The 18,377-nt window shown below is 37.0% G+C and carries 20 protein-coding genes and 2 pseudogenes; 11 read left to right on the top strand and 11 right to left on the bottom strand.

All coding sequences use genetic code 11. The features are described 5' to 3' along the window. The first annotated feature begins 11 nt into the window (after positions 1-11). The 5 genes from BLP77_RS10860 to BLP77_RS10880 all read left to right on the top strand — a co-directional run bounded on the left by BLP77_RS10860 (position 12) and on the right by BLP77_RS10880 (position 4,146). Positions 12-938 (top strand): aldo/keto reductase, encoded by a 927-nt coding sequence (locus tag BLP77_RS10860; protein WP_093857181.1) that lies wholly within the window; start codon positions 12-14, stop codon positions 936-938. Positions 939-1,224: 286 nt separating this feature from the next. Beyond that, positions 1,225-2,454: a DNA polymerase IV gene (locus tag BLP77_RS10865; protein WP_093857150.1), complete on the top strand. Its 1,230-nt coding sequence runs from the start codon at positions 1,225-1,227 to the stop codon at positions 2,452-2,454. A gap of 12 nt (positions 2,455-2,466) precedes the next feature. Next, complete coding sequence (locus BLP77_RS10870) at positions 2,467-2,814, top strand: YolD-like family protein (RefSeq protein WP_093857151.1); 348 nt, start codon at positions 2,467-2,469, stop codon at positions 2,812-2,814. 117 nt (positions 2,815-2,931) lie between these two features. Next, on the top strand, positions 2,932-3,735 hold the full coding sequence (locus BLP77_RS10875; protein WP_093857152.1) for a prenyltransferase/squalene oxidase repeat-containing protein: 804 nt from the start codon (positions 2,932-2,934) through the stop codon (positions 3,733-3,735). A gap of 12 nt (positions 3,736-3,747) precedes the next feature. Continuing rightward, complete coding sequence (locus tag BLP77_RS10880) at positions 3,748-4,146, top strand: DUF4362 domain-containing protein (RefSeq protein ID WP_093857153.1); 399 nt, start codon at positions 3,748-3,750, stop codon at positions 4,144-4,146. A gap of 165 nt (positions 4,147-4,311) precedes the next feature. Here BLP77_RS10880 and BLP77_RS10885 read toward each other — a convergent pair. Together BLP77_RS10885 and BLP77_RS10890 are read right to left on the bottom strand one after the other, a co-directional pair. After that, a pseudogene (locus BLP77_RS10885) lies at positions 4,312-4,509 on the bottom strand (histidine phosphatase family protein); the annotation flags it as partial. 142 nt (positions 4,510-4,651) lie between these two features. Then, complete coding sequence (locus tag BLP77_RS10890; RefSeq protein ID WP_245686859.1) at positions 4,652-5,578, bottom strand: DMT family transporter; 927 nt, start codon at positions 5,576-5,578, stop codon at positions 4,652-4,654. Between the two features lie 197 nt (positions 5,579-5,775). Here BLP77_RS10890 and BLP77_RS10895 point away from each other — a divergent pair, with 197 nt between their 5' ends. Then, a complete protein-coding gene (locus BLP77_RS10895) occupies positions 5,776-6,165 on the top strand; it encodes a ribonuclease HI family protein (RefSeq protein ID WP_093857156.1) in 390 nt (129 codons plus the stop codon). A 10-nt stretch (positions 6,166-6,175) separates the two neighbouring features. Here BLP77_RS10895 and BLP77_RS10900 read toward each other — a convergent pair whose 3' ends face one another. The 8 genes from BLP77_RS10900 to BLP77_RS10935 all read right to left on the bottom strand — a co-directional run bounded on the left by BLP77_RS10900 (position 6,176) and on the right by BLP77_RS10935 (position 11,854). Continuing rightward, positions 6,176-6,547: a VOC family protein gene (locus tag BLP77_RS10900; protein WP_176753048.1), complete on the bottom strand. Its 372-nt coding sequence runs from the start codon at positions 6,545-6,547 to the stop codon at positions 6,176-6,178. Between the two features lie 18 nt (positions 6,548-6,565). After that, complete coding sequence (locus BLP77_RS10905; protein WP_093857158.1) at positions 6,566-6,997, bottom strand: VOC family protein; 432 nt, start codon at positions 6,995-6,997, stop codon at positions 6,566-6,568. Between the two features lie 68 nt (positions 6,998-7,065). Continuing rightward, positions 7,066-7,626 carry a putative glycolipid-binding domain-containing protein gene (locus BLP77_RS10910; RefSeq protein WP_093857159.1) on the bottom strand — a complete coding sequence of 187 codons (561 nt, stop codon included), beginning with the start codon at positions 7,624-7,626 and terminating at the stop codon, positions 7,066-7,068. Positions 7,627-7,637: 11 nt separating this feature from the next. Beyond that, positions 7,638-8,054 carry a hypothetical protein gene (locus BLP77_RS10915; protein WP_093857160.1) on the bottom strand — a complete coding sequence of 139 codons (417 nt, stop codon included), beginning with the start codon at positions 8,052-8,054 and terminating at the stop codon, positions 7,638-7,640. 39 nt (positions 8,055-8,093) lie between these two features. Beyond that, positions 8,094-8,582, bottom strand: a complete 489-nt coding sequence (locus BLP77_RS10920; protein ID WP_093857161.1) for a DUF1572 family protein — start codon at positions 8,580-8,582, stop codon at positions 8,094-8,096. Positions 8,583-8,642: 60 nt separating this feature from the next. Next, entirely contained in the window at positions 8,643-9,110 is a 468-nt protein-coding gene (locus BLP77_RS10925; protein ID WP_371859589.1) for a GNAT family N-acetyltransferase, read from the bottom strand. A gap of 62 nt (positions 9,111-9,172) precedes the next feature. Continuing rightward, positions 9,173-10,147: an MBL fold metallo-hydrolase gene (locus BLP77_RS10930; protein WP_093857163.1), complete on the bottom strand. Its 975-nt coding sequence runs from the start codon at positions 10,145-10,147 to the stop codon at positions 9,173-9,175. Between the two features lie 69 nt (positions 10,148-10,216). Then, positions 10,217-11,854, bottom strand: coding sequence for a M20/M25/M40 family metallo-hydrolase (locus BLP77_RS10935; RefSeq protein WP_093857164.1), 1,638 nt, complete (start codon positions 11,852-11,854; stop codon positions 10,217-10,219). 169 nt (positions 11,855-12,023) lie between these two features. Between BLP77_RS10935 and BLP77_RS10940 the strand changes: the two are divergent. The 5 genes and pseudogenes from BLP77_RS10940 to BLP77_RS10960 all read left to right on the top strand — a co-directional run bounded on the left by BLP77_RS10940 (position 12,024) and on the right by BLP77_RS10960 (position 17,934). After that, positions 12,024-13,467, top strand: a pseudogene (locus BLP77_RS10940) (IS6 family transposase). A gap of 372 nt (positions 13,468-13,839) precedes the next feature. Beyond that, positions 13,840-14,571 carry a glycerophosphodiester phosphodiesterase gene (locus BLP77_RS10945; protein WP_245686860.1) on the top strand — a complete coding sequence of 244 codons (732 nt, stop codon included), beginning with the start codon at positions 13,840-13,842 and terminating at the stop codon, positions 14,569-14,571. Between the two features lie 18 nt (positions 14,572-14,589). Beyond that, positions 14,590-15,606: an NADPH dehydrogenase NamA gene (gene namA, locus BLP77_RS10950; protein ID WP_093857165.1), complete on the top strand. Its 1,017-nt coding sequence runs from the start codon at positions 14,590-14,592 to the stop codon at positions 15,604-15,606. A 26-nt stretch (positions 15,607-15,632) separates the two neighbouring features. Further along, entirely contained in the window at positions 15,633-16,550 is a 918-nt protein-coding gene (rnz, locus tag BLP77_RS10955; RefSeq protein ID WP_093857166.1) for a ribonuclease Z, read from the top strand. A 13-nt stretch (positions 16,551-16,563) separates the two neighbouring features. Further along, positions 16,564-17,934, top strand: a complete 1,371-nt coding sequence (locus BLP77_RS10960; RefSeq protein ID WP_093857167.1) for an aldehyde dehydrogenase — start codon at positions 16,564-16,566, stop codon at positions 17,932-17,934. A 122-nt stretch (positions 17,935-18,056) separates the two neighbouring features. Here BLP77_RS10960 and BLP77_RS10965 read toward each other — a convergent pair. Further along, the coding region (locus tag BLP77_RS10965) for an IS3 family transposase (protein WP_143001429.1) at positions 18,057-18,377 on the bottom strand (321 nt) is incomplete at its 5' end.

The raw sequence follows: 18,377 nt of genomic DNA on the forward strand, positions 1-18,377 counted from the left end.
AGTTTGACATGATCAAAAAACGGCAGTTAGGCCATTCTGATCTGCACGTTTCAGAAATTAGCTTAGGCTGTATGAGCTTGGGCACCAATGCTAAGCAAGCAGAAAACATTGTTGAAACAGCGATTGACCAAGGTATTAATTACCTCGATACAGCTGATTTATACGACTTTGGTGAAAATGAAAAAATCGTCGGTCAGGCGATTAAAGGAAAGCGCGACAAAGTCATTATCGCAACCAAAGGCGGTAACCATTTCGAAGCTGGTCAAGAGGGATGGTATTGGGATCCTTCTAAAGCTTACTTAAAGGAAGCGTTTAAAAACAGTCTCCTCCGCCTTGGGTTAGATGACATTGATTTGTATCAGCTCCATGGCGGAACGATTGAAGATCCGACCGATGAAGTGATCGAATTATTTGAGGAACTAAAGCAAGAAGGTCTCATTCGTTCTTACGGGATTTCATCCATCCGTCCTAATGTGATTAAAACCTTTTTAGAGAAATCTAATATCGCAAGTGTCATGATGCAGTACAGCCTGATTGACCGCCGGCCTGAAGAAGAGGTGTTAGACTTATTATCCAATCATCAGGTTGGTGTAGTAGCTCGTGGATCATTAGGTAAAGGCATGTTAACCGAGCGTGGGCAATCTCAATGGGATAAAAAAGGACAAAAAGGATTTTTAGATTATGACGTAGCACAACTAAAACACGTTGTGACCTCCTTACAGGATTTAGCTAATGAATCTGGCGTCTCACCACAGTCCTTAGCGATCGGCTATGCGCTTAAACACCCTGCTCTTAGCAGTCTCGTTCTAGGGGCTAGCAAGCCTAAACAAGTACTTGAAAACGTCAAAGCCTATGAAAAATCTGACCTTTCAGATGATGTATATCAACAATTGAAGCAGTTAACGAAAGCGAATGTTTATGACAACCATCGTGAATAACAAAATTGATCCGTTACCCTATTTCAGGGGGTAACGGATTTTTCATACAGAAGGAAAATTTTCTGGATTAATGGTAATGGTTTCTCGATTCTTTGGCACTTAGTCTGGATTACTTACTCCTGAGTCTGGATTCTTCATCCTCGAATCTGGATTATCTGCTTTCAACTTCCAATTAGTGTCACAAATTTAATACAACGGCTAAATAACATAAATTCCCATTGATAAAAGAACACCTGTTTGCATATAATAAGAAATACGAACATAAGTTCTATGAAGAGGGATACCTATGAATAAAGTTATTTTTTTAGTCGATATGCAATCCTTTTATGCTTCCATCGAAAAATCAGCTAATCCAAAGCTTAAAGATCAGCCTGTCGTCGTCGCTGGAGATCCGGAACGAAGAAGCGGGATTATTCTAGCGGCTTGCCCTATCGCTAAACAATACGGCGTTAAAACAGCTGAAGCACTATGGGAAGCGAAACAAAAATGCCCGGAACTTGTCATTGTCCGTCCACGAATGAAGCTGTATATCGATATATCATATCAAATCACACAAATTTTAGAACGATTTACCGATCAAACAGAAGTGTTCTCCGTGGATGAGCAATTTATGGATCTAACCGGAACTGAGCGCTTATTTGGTGACATGTATGCCGTAGCGAAAAAAGTTCAAGGCGAAATCCAGGAAGAATTAGGGGTTTACGCGCGTGTTGGCATCGGACCTAACAAAATTTTAGCCAAAATTGCTTGTGACGCCTTTGCTAAGAAAAATGAAGATGGCATATTTTACTTATCACACGACAATATGCAAGAAACCATGTGGAAGCTCCCGGTTGGAAAAATGTTTGGTGTCGGCGGACGCATGGAACGTCATCTGCAACGAATGGGTATTCAGACGATTGGCGAATTGGCGAACTATCCGCTACAATATCTGAAAAAACGCTGGGGAATCAATGGCGAAGTACTATCTAATACTGCGAATGGGATTGACTACTCCCCTGTCACGACCAACACACATAATGCCCAAAAAGCCGTCGGACACCACATGACGCTCCCAAGGGATTATGAGTCACTAGAAGATATCAAAATCGTGCTATTAGAGCTCAGTGAAGAAGTCGCTAAACGAGCACGTGGTAAACATTATCGCGGGCATACCGTATCACTCGGGGTTCGTGGTGCTAACTTTGACCAACCGACCGGATTTCACCGTCAAATTAAGCTCACATCACCGACCAACTACGGCATGGATATATTTCACGCCACTTTAAAGCTTCTAAATAAGCATTGGGATGGATTACCGGTTCGAAGTGTTGGGGTCACACTCTCTCAGCTACAATCAGCTGACGTTTATCAGCTCAGCTTATTTGATCCATCTGTTAAAAAGGATCAATTAAGTCAAGCGATGGATGATATTCGTTTGAAATTTGGGCAAACCGCTATCGTCCGTGCTTCTTCATTACACGAAGCCGGGCAAGTCTTTGATCGTGCTAAGAAAATAGGTGGACACTATAAATAAAGGAGGATCAGCATGAAAACCAATAAACTAACACACGGACATAATTTAATGTGGGAATCAAGCCGCATGATGTTGCCTGAACATAAAGAATTACTACGACAACATCAGAAAGAGATTATTCGTAAAGAAAAACCACGCTTCGATGAACAGGAAGTTGAATGCTTAGAGCAACAAATACATGAAGCTATGAATGAACAAATCCCTGTTAAATTGACATTGTTTGACCCTTATGACAATCAAAATTTAACGGGAATCATCCAAAAAATGGATTCTCAAACTAAACGAATCAAAATAAAACAACATTCAGGAGAGATTGAATGGATTAACTTTCGTGATCTTGTACAGGTAGAAAAAATATAAAATTACGTAATATTCCAAAGCAAGCATTATTTCAATACAAAATATGTTACAATACCCTTAAAATTTAGAAGATTCAATATAATCTACTGAAATTATATTTAAAAGGAGTATAACAAAATGCAGAAGTTAACCGATAACGCATTAGATTATGTTATGAACAATGGAACGCCGATAGAGAGATGGGCTGCTGAAAAGTTTGATAACCCTGAAGCTACTCTACCAGAAGATTGGTCAAAAAAACAAAACCCTGATGGAGGTTGGCGCAGTAAAGAAATGCCCAGTGATTTATCTAATATGGGAACAACCTCAGTCACATTGATGAGACTCATCTTTTGGAACCTAGAACATCGAGATGAGGTTAACAATACCGTCCAATACCTTTGGGAAAACCAGCAGCACGATGGAAGATGGGGAGAGGATCCAAACCAATTAAAAGATTCCCCGCCGGAATGGAATTTACCTAATAATCTAGATGTTGATTTATGGGAAACAGCCAATAACCTGGCTTCTCTAGCATCAATTGGATATACCAATGACGAAAAGGTTTTAAAGGGTAAAAATTGGGTTTATAAACACAGGTTACCTAATGGAGAACTCCCTGGATACATTCATGCGACACATGCTATGGGAGCGTTAAGCTTCACTATCGGTGATCGAGGAAAATTTGAAAAACACATGGAAGCTTCAAAAAAATTTTTTCTAGAAAACAAGCATAAAGATTGGTTCGATGTTATGGAATTAGTATGGCCTTTAATGTTATGGTACAATGCCGGGCTTTCAACAGAAAATCAAGTTGTCAAAATGTATTTGGAAGAATTAAAAGCTAGACAAGACGATGATGGAATGTGGAAAAGCATTTACCCTAATAGTGATACGCAATTTACGATTGAAGCTCTTTGGTTGATTAGACTTTACAGTTAAGGGGGAGCGGCAATGAAAAAAGTTATATGGATTTTGTTGTTATTTACACTTGTTGTTTCAGGGTGTGGATACTCTCCCGATAAAGATGATATAGTCAATGAATACGGAAAAGTAACAAATATAGTAGCATTCCAAAATTTTATAGATAATGTCAAAAACGATAAGGAAGATAAAATAAGAATTGTTAATTATACCGATGAAGGCGACCCGATACTACATGATGTAAATTATAATGGAGAGGCATTTATATCAAAATTAGACTTTTCAAGAGACAAGTATAGTAGCGGTGGAACAAGTACAGTGACTTGCAAATCACTTGACATAGAAGGGAAAGAGGAAACAAAAATATATAAATTAATAGAATGCAATCAAGATAACAGCCAACCTACTTTATTAATAATAAGGGAATGAATGAAATAAATCAAAAAATTTAACTTATTCCCTTTTGAGTTATAGAGTGACTTAGCTTTTGAAAGACAATTGGATGGAGTTTAAGTAAACACAAAATAAAAAAGTATCCTATTGTGTAGTGAGCCAAGGAACACCAACTTTAAGGTTAGGACCTTTGAGAAAGATGAGAAACTTGATTGTTTGTTTGGCTCTTTGTAATGGGCTTGTTATGATGACATCCCATTGGTATGTTTTTAAATATTCCCCACATTCCTTTGCCTGAAAGGCGCCATTTTTATTCAAAGGTATATCGGTTCTTCCTTGGACCCTACCACTAGCATTCCAATCAGTCTCACCATGCCTAACTAAACAAATTTTTGTAATCGTTAATCACTCCTATTGAGAACTCTCCTACGTTCATCCAAATTAGCTTCTCCTTCTTCTTATGTATATATTAACATAATATTCCAAAAACAAATCCTGAAATCAAAATTTCTTATAAAAAACACGTGAATTCAATCTGAATTCACGTGTGAAATAAAAATTGGTAAATCCTTCGCTTGACCACTTTTCTCGGGAAAGAAAAAACGGTCAAAAATAATGATGAGAAAACCAGTATAAATCCGACTAATTGCCAGCTGGTTATTCCTTCGTTAAATATAAGGACACCAACCAATGTTGCAACGACTATCTCAGCCGATGATAAGATGGTGGCTTTACTCGATTCAATATAAGATAACCCCATCGTATATAAAATGTAGGCAATTACCGTTGAAATAATGGATATTCCTAAAATATTTACCCAAACATCACTATTCATAAAAGCTTCTTTTTGCGTCCAAATGGAACTTGTTGGAACCATAAACAAACTACCACAAATCATAGAGTACATGGTAATCGTTAATGGATGATAAAATCTGCTGACATATTTTCCGATAATGCTATATGAACAACAGAATAATCCAGCAAATAAACCAAAAACGATTGTCTCTATTGATAGTGGTACGCCTCCAAATGGTAATAATCCAATGACAAGTCCACATCCTAAAACCGTAAGGCATATAGCCATTATTTTTTGGCGTGTTAACTTCTCATTATATAAGACCTTAGCTATGATAGCTGCAAAAACTGGTGATGTGTAAACAAAAATAACAGCAACGGATAGCGATGATCTTTCCATCACTTCAAAGTAACACCAATTAAATAGAGCTATACTCATTACACCAAGGCCAATAAAAAACGGTAGATGTTTCAACTTGATTTTCAAATATTTTCTAGCAAGAATAAATAACATGACAAATAAGATTAGACTAGAAATGGCTAGTCGTATGGTCACGACTTGCCACGGTGTTAGTCCAAAACCATATAAGTTTTGAACAAATAATCCTGTCACTCCCCAAAAAGAAGCGCCAAAAATTACAAATCCGTAAGCGAAAAATTGATTCATTCGCATTGTTATACCCTCCCTTTTCTCTCTATCTATCAGGTGCAGGAATAACTATTAGAATTTGACTAAAATGATTAGATTGTGCTTAATCAAATTAACACGCATTTATTATAAAAGCAAAGTGCAATTTTTTCCGCAGCTAAATGGTCATAATAATGATGTATAATATATTAATGACAAAAACTTTGAAGGAGTGAAAAAGGTTGATTGAAGTTTATACAGATGGTGCATCAAAGGGAAATCCTGGCTTAAGCGGTGCTGGAATATATATCAAAACAAAAGGCGTAAACCATGAATATTCTTTTCCGTTAGGAACACAATCAAACCATGAAGCAGAATTCAAAGCCGTTATTAAGGCATTAGAAATATGTCAAGAATCATTTCCGGATGAAATATTATCTTTTCGGTCCGATTCTCAAATCGTGGTGGATGTGATTGAAAATGAATATACAAAAAATAAAACGTTCCAGCCATACTTAGAAGAGATACAAGAAAAATCAGGTGCATTTCCACACTTTTTTATCAAGTGGATTCCAAGTTCACAAAATAAGCACGCTGATCAACTAGCAAGGAAAGCGATTCAAATGCAATAAGGTAACCACTTCAGCCTAAAAATACAGTCTTCTCGTCAACAAAACAAATGGGGTTGCCGAAAGGATCCTTAGCATAAAATGATCTTTCACCCCATGGTTGTGTTTTTATAGATTTTTGTAAAAGTGATGGATCCAATTCTTTTATGACAGAATATACTTTTTCAAGATTTGAAACAGAAAGATAAACATGATCAGGGTTTGGTTGAGATTCAAAGTAATCACCATCTGCGATCGGATCAAAACAAGCTAAAATAGTGCCTTCACAGTTAAAATAGTGTCTTCCGGTTGAAACTCTTTTCCCATTCAGCTCTAACACTTGATTATAAAACTCAGTCGCTTTTTCGATATCAGAAACAGGAATAATGACTCGATACAATTTCAATTTTAATCCCTCCTTCATTTAAATCGTAAGCATAGATCCTCTCTCATCGAAAGTCGAATCTGGATTATAAACAACTTCCCAAATATTATTTTCAGGATCAGCAAATGAAGCAGATCGTCCTCCCCCAAAAGCATCATTTGGTTCGCTTAATATTCTTCCCCCAACAATTTTAACCTGTTCAATCGTCGAATTAACTTGTTCTGGCTTATCCACATTAATTGCTAACGTCACGCCTTTAAACACATTTTCTGTTGTTTGAACCTCTAAACCTGAATCATTGGCCAATTTTTCAACTGAATACAGTGATAATAAAACGCCTGCAGTTTTAAAAACGGCGTAATCAACATATCCGTGATTCGTTTCTTGCCAACCTAAATCATTATAAAATTGGCGTAGGCTTGGTAAATCAATACAGCCTATTGTGACCAGGCTTATTCTCTGTGGAACCATGGGACCTTACCCCTTCCAATCATTTCAATTCTATTTCTCAAAGTCCTGATCCAAAATTATATTTTAAATTAATACTTTCTTTTAAATAGTTCCGGATAGTTTAAAATCAAACCATTATCATCGACATAAATGTAGGACTTAAAATCATAACATTGATATAAAAAGACTCTAGTTTCCCCATCTCGCTCAATATATGTATAGCTTTGTGGAACCTTCTTTAACTCTAAAGTTGGAACAGATACATATACCATATTAAAATCCCTTCTTTGATTAGGATTCCAGTCAAATCTATTAATTGGTAAAGAATTAGAAAAAGGTGTAGCAGAAATATCAATGTCTACCGAACCAGATAGATTACCTAGCTGATTCCCTTCCCTATTGAACCAATGACCATTCCCGTCAGAGTGTATTTCGAGAGGTTCATTTTCATCAGATTTTATTTCTAATTTCTTAGTAATCCAACTTTGGTCTAAATGCACTTGATAGTTAACGATATGCGGGTTATGATTCTCTAAAGAAATTATTGTACCTTTAGCAATCATTTCTTTCTCGGTATATTTTAGTATAAAATGCTCACAACCAAATTGTTCTATGTTCTCCCATATGACTTTGATCAGTGACAGTTTAATTCCCTCCTTCTTTAATCATATTTATTATCTAAGTTTTTATAAAATTGGTCTACAATAGGTAATATATCTGGTTCAGTGTGATAATAATTACCATTTACTTGGATTAATGAGAATGAAAAAGTTTTATTCCCATCTTGATAAAGGCTAATCGAGTAATTAAAGCCATCCCGTTTTTCTTGATTTTTATCTGGTATGAACTTTACATCTTTGATATTATTCAGAAAGTCATCTATGGTTTGAGGGTTAGTAATGGATTTTTGATAGCCTGTATTCCCGTCAACAATTTCAATTTTAGTCACATTGCTTAATTGTTTCTGATAAAAATCTGGAAGGGTTTTTGTTTCTAAGTTGCAGCTGGCTATTAAAAGAAGTAACAAACAGACCAAATATATCCTCGTTTTTTTCTTCAACCCTTTCCAGCTTTTCATCTTCTTATATTCTCCTTTACAGAGCTTTTAAAAATCGGTCTAAGGAATACTTAATATATCCCATTCCTTATCTTTTATTTGCTTTCCAATATACAAGATTTGGCCTAAGTGATAGCTGATATGCGCGACTTCAGTTTGAATGGCTTTAAGAACGGTTATAGGCTTATTCCTAAGTAATACAGTCTTATGTAAATCTTCTTCTTTAAGGTTCTCTAAAGTATTAAAAAGTAACCGCCAACCAGCTTCCCACTTTTGCATCAATTGTTCCTTTGTAAGATGTTGATCAACAAATTCATAGTCTCTGTCTCTGTATGCTTTTTCTCCATCTGTTGTCAAAAAATCCACCCATCTTGAGTACATATTTCCACTAATGTGTTGAATGATTATGGCGATGTTATTGGATTCATTATTGGGTTTCCAGTGCAATTCCTCTTTTGATAATTGCTGAATGCCAAGTTCAGCTCGATGTTTAAAGTGTTTAAATTGTTGAATAACCATCGAAAGATACTGCTTTTCTATCTCACCCACAAATTAACCTCCATTTTTCATTATTGTAGTGGTTATTAATCACATACTTGGTCCATCGTTCTACACTAGCTTCATCTTTAACCCTTCATGCGTTGCTTTAAACCCTAATTGTTCATAAAAACGCAAAGCATCTGGTCGCTGCTTATCTGTCGTCAATTGAATCAAATGACAGCCTCTTTCTTTCGCGCGCTGAATAGCCCATTCAATCATTAGGGTTCCAATACCTTGACCACGTTCAGTAGTTGACGTTCTGACTCCTTCGATTGTGGCTCTCCAGCCACCTTGATGTGTGATATAGGGGATAAATGTCAATTGCTGTACCCCAATGACTTTATTTCCCATACAAGCTACAATAAGTTCGTTATTAGGATCATCTGAAATGGCTTGGAATGCCTTTTGATAGCTTTCTGGAAGAGGTTTCTCAAAACGTTCTCGCTTACGTCCTAACTCATCATCCGCAAGCATCTCTACAATCCGATCCAAATCTTGTTCTCTTGCCACCCTAAATTTGATATCCAATGTCACCATCCCCTATCAAAAAAGCACCCTAATTAGTCAATGAATTAAGGTGCTCTCGAAGTATAATTGATTCAATTGTTTGTTACGGCGTGGTTTGCGATAAACCGACTATGACCATGGTCAATCACTTCTGTAATTTGACCAGTATCAATCAAATAATCCAATTGCCCAACAGTTTCGGACATCGTCAAGCCGAATTGCGATTGATAATGTTTTGGAAATAAAAATTGACAGATCTCAAAAGGTGTTGCAGGTCCTTTTTGGATAAAATCTAATACCTTATGTGCCCGCTTTTCCTGTTTAACCAAGCGTTCTTTTATTAGTGGCTCGTGACCTGTAAAAATCTCACCGTGCCCAGGGTATATATTAGAAAATTGATAATCTAATACCTTTCTCATTGAATCTCGGTAGTGTAATAATGGCTTTGGTCGTTCTGATCCAGGCTTAACAGGCGGCTCCAATAACGGGTTAGATGATATATGCTTCAATAAGAAATCACCTGCCAACAACGCTTGAGTTTCTGGATTGTAGAACGATAAGTGACTTTCTGCATGACCTGGTGTTTCAAGTGTGATAAACGATTCTAATCCGGGTATTTTATCACCCTCTGTTAAGACATGTGTTAGCTCACTAGTCGTTGTAAATTTGAATGATTGTTTTACCGTTTTCTCAATGTGCTGATATTGCTCTGGTACTCCCCATTGGTCGTAAAGTTTATTGAAAAAATTAAGGTAATGTTCAAAGTATGATTCATCACGCGTCAACCATAACTGCGTTAATTCATGGCCGTAAACACGATTGACATGATCTAGCTTACCAATAAAACCAATATGATCCGGGTGATGGTGGGTTAAGACCACTTGATCTATATCTTCCGGTTTTAAATCAATATTCTTTAACTCATCACAAAAAATGTCCCATGCTTCTTTAGTATTAACGCCAGCATCAATTAATGTGACAGTCTCTCCTTTAACGACATAAACATGAACGTCTCCTACGGCATAAGGAGTGGGTAACGTAATTTGGTGTATATTCTGTTTTGTCATTTGTATGCCTCCAAGCTGCAACTGAATAGTGATTCATTTTTATTATACTACAAAAATTCGTTTTTAACATTAAGATAAATCGGAATAGTTGAAGGCATAGTGTAGCGCATCACTAAGAATATCTGGTAGCTGACCGAATGAAAAATTCATCTCCAATCGTTCCGTCCATTGGTGAGCATCCTTTCCAAGTGGACCGATATTAGCGGATGGGACCTCTAAATCAGTTTTTAAACTATCTAAAAATGATGAGCCGATTTGTTCAAACGGCATATGACGGCTAAGCTCCTTAATATTGTCGTATTTGTGTGGGTCATGACCGATAAAGCTTAAGTCTGAAATACCATTAAAATAATTCATCGTCTTAGCGTTTAACTGATATTTATCCTTCATGTATTGCGTCACATGATCACAGAGATCTGTCACAATCGCGTCTGACCGACTTGATACAGCTGGATAAAACGGCGGACTATAAAACAGCACCATCATCGGTGCTAAATCCTTACACAAGTACGCTAAATCTTGGACTAATAATGTACTGAAATCACGGTCTCCTTGCTCTCTCTCATGAAATAATAAATTTAAACGCCTCTCTACTTCATCCTCTCCGTGCCGTTTTACCGCTTCTTGATATAAAGAATCATAATCTAATATCGACACGTTAAACTTAGCAAAGTCTTTTTCCTCCCCAATAGCCTTAGAAAAATAACTAGCCTGCCTCCGCATATGGTCTTCAATTTGATCCTTCGTTTTTTCCATAATGCGAATAAGTTTTTTAGAAATCTCATGAACGGACTGTTCCATCATTAGAACATTATACATCGAAACGGCTGTCACAGGCGTTTGTACAGAGTAATGGTCTTTTAAGTCACGGTTCATTAAACTAATGGGCGGTGGCGTTACTTCATCTCCCACTTTTTCCATTAACGTTTCATTAAGTTCTAAATGGGTATTTAAATAACTAATCATTAAATTCGCATTTAACCCGTGAAATGGCTCACCCACATGTGTTTCCTTTCCGTAGCATAAGAAACCCGGGAGAATTTTTCCGAGTGATCCTGTATACATATAGATATTGTTATCATTCGGGTATTGTCGGAACATTGGCTCACTGTTTAAACAGAGCGTATATTCTAAACCCTCTTCTTCTTGAATACGATTTAGTGTCGAGATAGCCTTTATCATACCAGCAGAATTAACCTCTTCATCGGGTACAGCTAATAATAAAATATTTCCATCCCATTCATCGTTCATTGCTCGTTCTAACATCGATAAATGCAACGTGGTACCAGCCTTCATGTCCATGGAGCCACGACCAAACAACCAATCGCCTGTCTTTAAATCATCTTGTACTTCTTGAGGTAATAAATCTTTTTGCTCGGTAAGTTCTTCGGTTAACTCTAAAGGATGGAAGGCTAAATTTTTAAACGAGCCATAGTCTTCTATATCAACGACATCAATATGACTGAGTAAAATAATTGTCTTTTTTGTGTTCGTATTTTTCTTAACTAAAGCGGTTAATAATTGTCGTCCATCTTCTAAGGGGTCTGTTTGTAAATGGTGTGGATGTTCTTGAAAATACTGCTCGGACTTCAACAAATGATATATGTATTCGATAATGGCTCGCTCATCTTTTTGTCCTGAAATACTTTCATATTGCAATAAGTTACATAACAATTCTTTTAACTGATCTTTAGTCTGCCATTTCATCGTACAAGCTCCCCCTTTTACCTTAACGTATTGTCAAAATTTCTTAAGTAAAAACTTACGTTTTTGTTGATTTTATGCGTTTAAATACAAAAAAACTTGCCACCCCCCTGACTTTAGGTTATTAATGAGGTAACCACACACTCAAAAACCTAGTAAAGGATGTGACAAGTTGTTACCTCAAATTATTGCTTATTTACTTCAATATATCAAGTACCAAGAAAAACTTATTGTAGTTTTACTTGGTATTGTGCTAGGAAAATCAGTGGCTAGAGCTCAATATGATGAGCCTGTCAACAAACCCTATCGCAAATTTCAAGTTGATGACATGCCCATTATTGAAACACTTGAGAAACTGAATCATAAAGATTTACTTACTAACTATGAATTAAAACATGGCAAGCCATTAAAACCTGTTGTACGCCGTCAGAATAGTGTGGTTACGGTGCCAACAACCTTAACTTGCCCTAAATGTTCAGCACCATCTGAATATCTCTACGCCAATAACGGTCAACGAGGACAATACAAATGTAAAGTATGCAGCTGTACATTTAGTAACCGAAATCGATTTCTAAAAGAAGCTCTGATGAAATGTCCTCATTGTTTTAAAGCCCTTGAACAAATTAAGGCCCGTAAAGAGTTCGACGTTTTCAAATGTCGAAATAACGCTTGTTCCTTCTATCAAAAGAACATCAAAAACATGACAAGCGAAGAAAAAGAGCGTTTTAAAAAAGATCCACAGGCATTTAAAGTACGTTACATTTTCCGAAAATTTAACTTTGATTTTAAGCCTTTATCTAAAGAATCACCTGTTAACCCCCCCTAAGGTGGATCTTTCACGTATTTACGCATCGACTCATACATTAGGACTTATATTAACTTATCATGTCAACTACGGGCTATCAGCCCGTAAAACAGCCGCCATCCTGTATGATATTCATAATGTTAAAATCACTCATCAAACCATTTTGAATTACATGAACAGCGTAGCGCTAGTAACAAAACCTTTCGTGGATCATTATCCATATGACCTATCGAATAGTTTTTGTGGTGACGAGACTTACATACGTGTCAAAGGTCGTTGGCATTATCTATTCTTTTTCTTTGATGCTGTCAAAAAGATTATTTTGTCATACCCTGTATCTCCTAATAGAGATACATTTTCAGCCATAAAGGCTCTTGATCAAGTCCTACAAAAATTCGATACGATACCTGAAGACTTAATGTTTGTCGTAGATGGCAATCCCATCTACATTTTGGCCCAACACTTTTTTGCCCAACACGGGATTTATTTTGACATTCACAAAGTCATAGGTTTAACCAATGAAGATCCAGTGTCAAAAGAATATCGACCGTTAAAGCAAATCATCGAACGTCTCAATCGGACATTCAAAGGAAATTACAGAGCCACTACTGGATTTGGATCCCAAGAGGGATCCGTATCACACGTGACCTTATTTGTTGCTTATTTTAATTTCCTACGGCCACATGCATCTCTGGAAAACCAAGTTCCTGTTACCATTCCAGAGCTTGAAGCATTACCAAATATGCCCGAAAGATGGACAAAACTAATATCTATGGCTCAGGATTTCTTGGTTGAGCAGCAAGGGGCCTAGCTTTTTTGTTTTGCAGAGCCCTTAATTAGCCTTCGGCGAAGCGAACTCTTGACAAACCGAACTTGACAATGGTTTAAAATGGTTAAAATCAAGGGCTTATTTAGCTTGCCTGCTTTTTGTCCCCTTCGCCCTTGTCATCCTTAACACAAACCATTGTCGTGTTTGTCAAGAGCGATGGCGGTAGCTTAAAGTCTTCCTAAAATCCAATTATTTACTTTTCACTCAGTTTTCATAGAACTTTTTACACTACCTACCTTAAACATTAATGATTGACTTTTAAAAATCTTTACACCACAATCATAACAGATTAACAGGATTTAAGTACGTTTAACTCTAATTATTATTAAAAGGGCTTATAAAGCATGGAAAGAGGTGTTCACGATTTCAACTCAAATCTTTGCTCATCGCGGAGCAAGCCGATATGCACCCGAAAATACATTGCCTGCTTTTGAAATGGCGCATGAAATAGGTGTTGATGGAATTGAATTAGATGTTCAATTAACTAAGGATCTCATTCCCGTTATTACGCATGATGAAAATATAAGACGAACGACAAATGGGACAGGGTTTGTTCAAAACTATACGTTAGAAGAGTTACAGCAGTTTGATGCTGGATTTTGGTTTTCCAAGCGTTTTTATAATACACCGATTATGTCGCTAAATGAGTTTTTACATTGGGTTAAAGATAAAAACTTACTTATAAACTTAGAATTAAAAACGAACGTCATTGAATATCCAACGATTGAAAAAAGGGTCCTTGAACAGCTATATGATTTAGATTTAATTAGTCGAACGGTTATCTCTAGTTTTAACCCACAAACGATTCAACGTGTACGTGAGCTTGATCATGATATTGAATTAGCCTGGTTAACCAAAATTCAAGTCAGAAGGATTCAGGACTTTATAAGTGAAATAGGCGCCAATGCTGTTCATATTAGATCCCGATTATTATCATCTAAAATGGTGAAATTTATGATAGAAGAACAAATCCCGTATCGGGTTTACACGGTCAATCGCGTGAGCTTAATGCGAAAATGTGTCACAATGGGTGCAGACGGTATATTCACAGACATACCAGATATTATGCAAATAAATAAATCGTAAAAAAGGGAGTAATGCAAAATAGCAGTTAAATTATTCGAACCAATCACGATTAACGGAATGGAACTTAAAAACCGAATTGTCATGTCTCCGATGTGTATGTATTCATGTTTTGACCAAGATGGTAAGGCGACCCCCTTTCATATCACACACTATGAAAGCCGCGCAGCTGGACAAGCAGGATTAGTCATATTAGAAGCTTCAGCTGTTCAACCAGAGGGGAGAATTTCACCAGAGGATTTAGGAATCTGGTCAGATGATCATATAGAAGGATTAACACATCTCAGTGAACGGATTCATGCGCATGGGGCAAAAAGTGGGATTCAGTTAGCCCATGCTGGACGAAAAGCTAGGGTAAAAGAAGAAATCTTTGCACCAAGTGCAATTCCTTTTAATGAAAAAGCCAAAACACCAACCGAAATGACGCAAGAACATATACATGAAACGATACAGGCCTTTCGCGATGCTGCCAAACGTGCTAAACAAGCTAATTTTGACATGGTTGAAATCCACGGGGCACACGGTTATTTAATCAATGAATTTCTTTCACCATTAAGCAATAAACGTACAGATGAGTACGGCGGATCTCGTGAAAACCGCTATCGTTTCTTATCAAAAATTATAAAAGTCGTACAACAAGAATTTGATGGCTCTATTTTTGTACGCATTTCAGTGTCCGAATACCATGAAGACGGAAACCAAATGTCTGACTTTATTTATTTTGCTGAAGAAATGAAAAAGCAAGGCATAGATTTAATTGACTGTAGTTCAGGCGGAGTTGTTCGTGCTAAAATTAATACCTTCCCAGGCTATCAAGTTAGATTCGCTGATACGATTAAACATGAAGCTGGTATTAAAACAGGTGCTGTTGGATTAATTAAGACAGGTGTTCAAGCAGAAGAAATCATACAAAACGAGCGAGCAGATCTGATTTTTGTTGCTCGCGCGTTCTTAGCCAACCCATACTGGCCAAAACAAATAGCTGATGAACTTGGATTCGAATTAACTGGACCAAAGCAATATGAACGCGGTTGGTAGAACTGTAAGGTTAGGAGGAACGAACGTTGGAATTAATATTTTTAGGAACCGGTTCTGGTGTTCCTTCTAAAAAACGAAATGTTTCATCATTAGCTTTATCGATGTTACAAGAGCGAGATGAAGTCTGGTTGTTTGACTGTGGCGAGGCCACTCAGCATCAGATCCTACACTCAACCATTAAGCCAAGAAAAATAGCTAAAATTTTTATCACCCATTCACACGGCGACCACATCTTTGGGTTACCGGGATTACTCAGTAGTCGGTCTTTTCAAGAAGGAACCAAACCTGTTGAAATTTACGGACCAACTGGGCTAAAAGAATTTATTGAAATGAGTCTACAAGTCAGTCAAACACACCTGCAATATGATGTGGTTTTTCGACCTATTGAACAGGAAATGATATTTGAAGACGATCAATTATCGATTCAATGCATCAATTTAAAGCATGGTGTTCCGTCGCATGGCTTTATCATTGAAGAAAAAGAATCCATTGGGCACTTGTTGCCAGATAAATTAAAGGCGCTAGGGGTAAAACCTGGCCCCATTTATCAGGATATTAAAAATAATGAAGTCATAACCTTATCTGATGGGACTGTGGTTTATCGTGATGATGTCACTGGTCCACCCATTCCAGGTCGTAAAGTTGCGATTTTAGGTGACACACACGCGACTGAAGATATTATTCCTTACATTCGCCAAGCCGATGTGTTTGTCCATGAAGGAACCTTTATAGAAGATGATAATGATTTAGCGAAAAAATATTTTCACTCAACCAGTGTAGAAGCCGCTCAAATCGCACAAAAAGCTGAAGTGAAACAATTAATCCTAAACCATATTTCATCAAGATATCAATCAAATGATTTAGATGAAGAATTATTAAATCTTAAAGATATCTTTCCAAATGTCATGTATGCGCAAGACTTTTTCACATATGCCATTAAATAAGAGAGGTGATTCGATGTCGGAAATTCAAGAAATCGTTCAACATCAAAAATCATTATTTCGTGCCGGAAAAACGATGACATACACCTATCGCATCCACCAGCTCCAAAAATTAAAGCAAATGTTAGAACGTTATGAGCCTCGAATTTATGAATCCTTACACAAGGACTTAAATAAATCGAGCTATGAAGTGTTAACCACTGAATTAGGTTATCTTCAACAAGAAATCAACTATGCCATTAAACATTTGCGAGAATGGATGCAGCCGAAGAAAGTTAAAACCCCCACCTCTCATAAAGGGGCAAAAAGTCTAATTTATAAACAACCATATGGTGTGGTATTAATTATTAGCCCGTGGAACTATCCATTACACTTAGCCATCGCACCACTTATCGGGGCGATTGCAGCTGGAAATACCGCGGTTATTAAGCCATCTGAATTAACACCCTATACGAGTGAGTTAATCGAAGAAATGATTGAAGAAACATTTGAAAAGAAGTACCTTACCGTCATCCAGGGAGATCAGGAGATTAGTCAGGCTTTACTCGATCAGCCATTTGACTATATTTTCTTTACGGGAAGTGTACCAGTAGGAAAAATTGTCATGGAGAAAGCAAGCCAGCAATTAATTCCCGTCACACTTGAATTAGGAGGTAAAAGCCCTTGTATTGTGGATCATGATGCGAAATTGGAATATGCAGCACGTCGGATTGTTTGGGGTAAATTCCTTAACGCTGGTCAAACATGTGTCGCACCAGATTATCTACTGGTTCATCAAAACGTAAAAGAAAAGTTAGTCCAGCACCTACAAAAAGAAATTGAAAAAATGTATTCACCTAACCCAATGGAAAGCGACGAATTTACCAAAATCGTTAACGAACGACACTTCGATCGCTTAATGGCGTACTTAGAGGAAGGCAATATTTTATACGGTGGGAAATCCGATCGAGATAATCGATTAATGAACCCTACATTAATGGATGCCGTCGATTGGGATTCCAAAATGATGAAAGATGAAATTTTCGGACCTATATTACCAATCTTAACGTATCAGGAACTTGAAGAGGTTTATGATCATATCGAGCATTCAAGAAATCCACTTGCACTATATTATTTCTCTGAGAATGAAAGAAAACAAGAATGGATCACTAGAAACATATCGTTTGGCGGTGGATGTATTAACGACACTGTCATGCACCTGGGCACAAATCAACTGCCATTCGGCGGCATTGGATCAAGCGGGATAGGAAAATATCACGGAAAATATAGCTTTGATACTTTTACCCATGAAAAAAGTGTCTTAAAACAAACAACCGCTTTTGATTTGGCATTCCGCTACCCAAACTCAAAAGTCGGGCGAAAAATTCTAAAGAAACTTTTTAAATAAGAAATCTAGATTGACTTTAAATAGTTCTGTTTTGCAAAAAAATAATCATGCATTATTAATTGAGCATTGAGTTGCTAGGCAATTTGCAATTCGGTAGTGAACCCCAAAAGTTAGAGTTTTGATTATGCAACTGTGTGGCTGGTTTGAGTTCGGTATTCCACTGGACTTAAACCAGCCAATTTTTCTTTTATGCGTTCGTGATTGTAATAATCGATGTACCTCTCGATATCCTTCTTTAATTCAGTATAAGAAACCAAGGGTTCCCCGTAATACATTTCTTGCTTCATAAGGCCAAAGAAGTTCTCCATCACGGCATTATCTGCACAGGTCGCTTTCCTAGACATACTTTGAAAAATTTTGTTCTTCTTCAAGGTTTTTACCCATTTACGATGTTGATAATGCCACCCTTGATCTGAATGGATGGTGGTTCTATACTCAGCTTC

Origin of the sequence: Tenuibacillus multivorans, from assembly GCF_900103915.1 — a bacterium.
In the GTDB taxonomy this organism is placed as follows: Bacteria; Bacillota; Bacilli; order Bacillales; family Alkalibacillaceae; genus Tenuibacillus; species Tenuibacillus multivorans.

Coding starts and splice junctions, on each gene's coding strand:
- BLP77_RS10865 (WP_093857150.1), top strand. CDS start 1,225: ATGAATAAAGTTATTTTTTTAGTCGATATGCAATCCTTTTATGCTTCC.
- BLP77_RS10870 (WP_093857151.1), top strand. CDS start 2,467: ATGAAAACCAATAAACTAACACACGGACATAATTTAATGTGGGAATCA.
- BLP77_RS10875 (WP_093857152.1), top strand. CDS start 2,932: ATGCAGAAGTTAACCGATAACGCATTAGATTATGTTATGAACAATGGA.
- BLP77_RS10880 (WP_093857153.1), top strand. CDS start 3,748: ATGAAAAAAGTTATATGGATTTTGTTGTTATTTACACTTGTTGTTTCA.
- BLP77_RS10890 (WP_245686859.1), bottom strand. CDS start 5,578: ATGCGAATGAATCAATTTTTCGCTTACGGATTTGTAATTTTTGGCGCT.
- BLP77_RS10905 (WP_093857158.1), bottom strand. CDS start 6,997: ATGGTTCCACAGAGAATAAGCCTGGTCACAATAGGCTGTATTGATTTA.
- BLP77_RS10915 (WP_093857160.1), bottom strand. CDS start 8,054: ATGAAAAGCTGGAAAGGGTTGAAGAAAAAAACGAGGATATATTTGGTC.
- BLP77_RS10925 (WP_371859589.1), bottom strand. CDS start 9,110: ATGGTGACATTGGATATCAAATTTAGGGTGGCAAGAGAACAAGATTTG.
- BLP77_RS10930 (WP_093857163.1), bottom strand. CDS start 10,147: ATGACAAAACAGAATATACACCAAATTACGTTACCCACTCCTTATGCC.
- BLP77_RS10935 (WP_093857164.1), bottom strand. CDS start 11,854: ATGAAATGGCAGACTAAAGATCAGTTAAAAGAATTGTTATGTAACTTA.
- BLP77_RS10960 (WP_093857167.1), top strand. CDS start 16,564: ATGTCGGAAATTCAAGAAATCGTTCAACATCAAAAATCATTATTTCGT.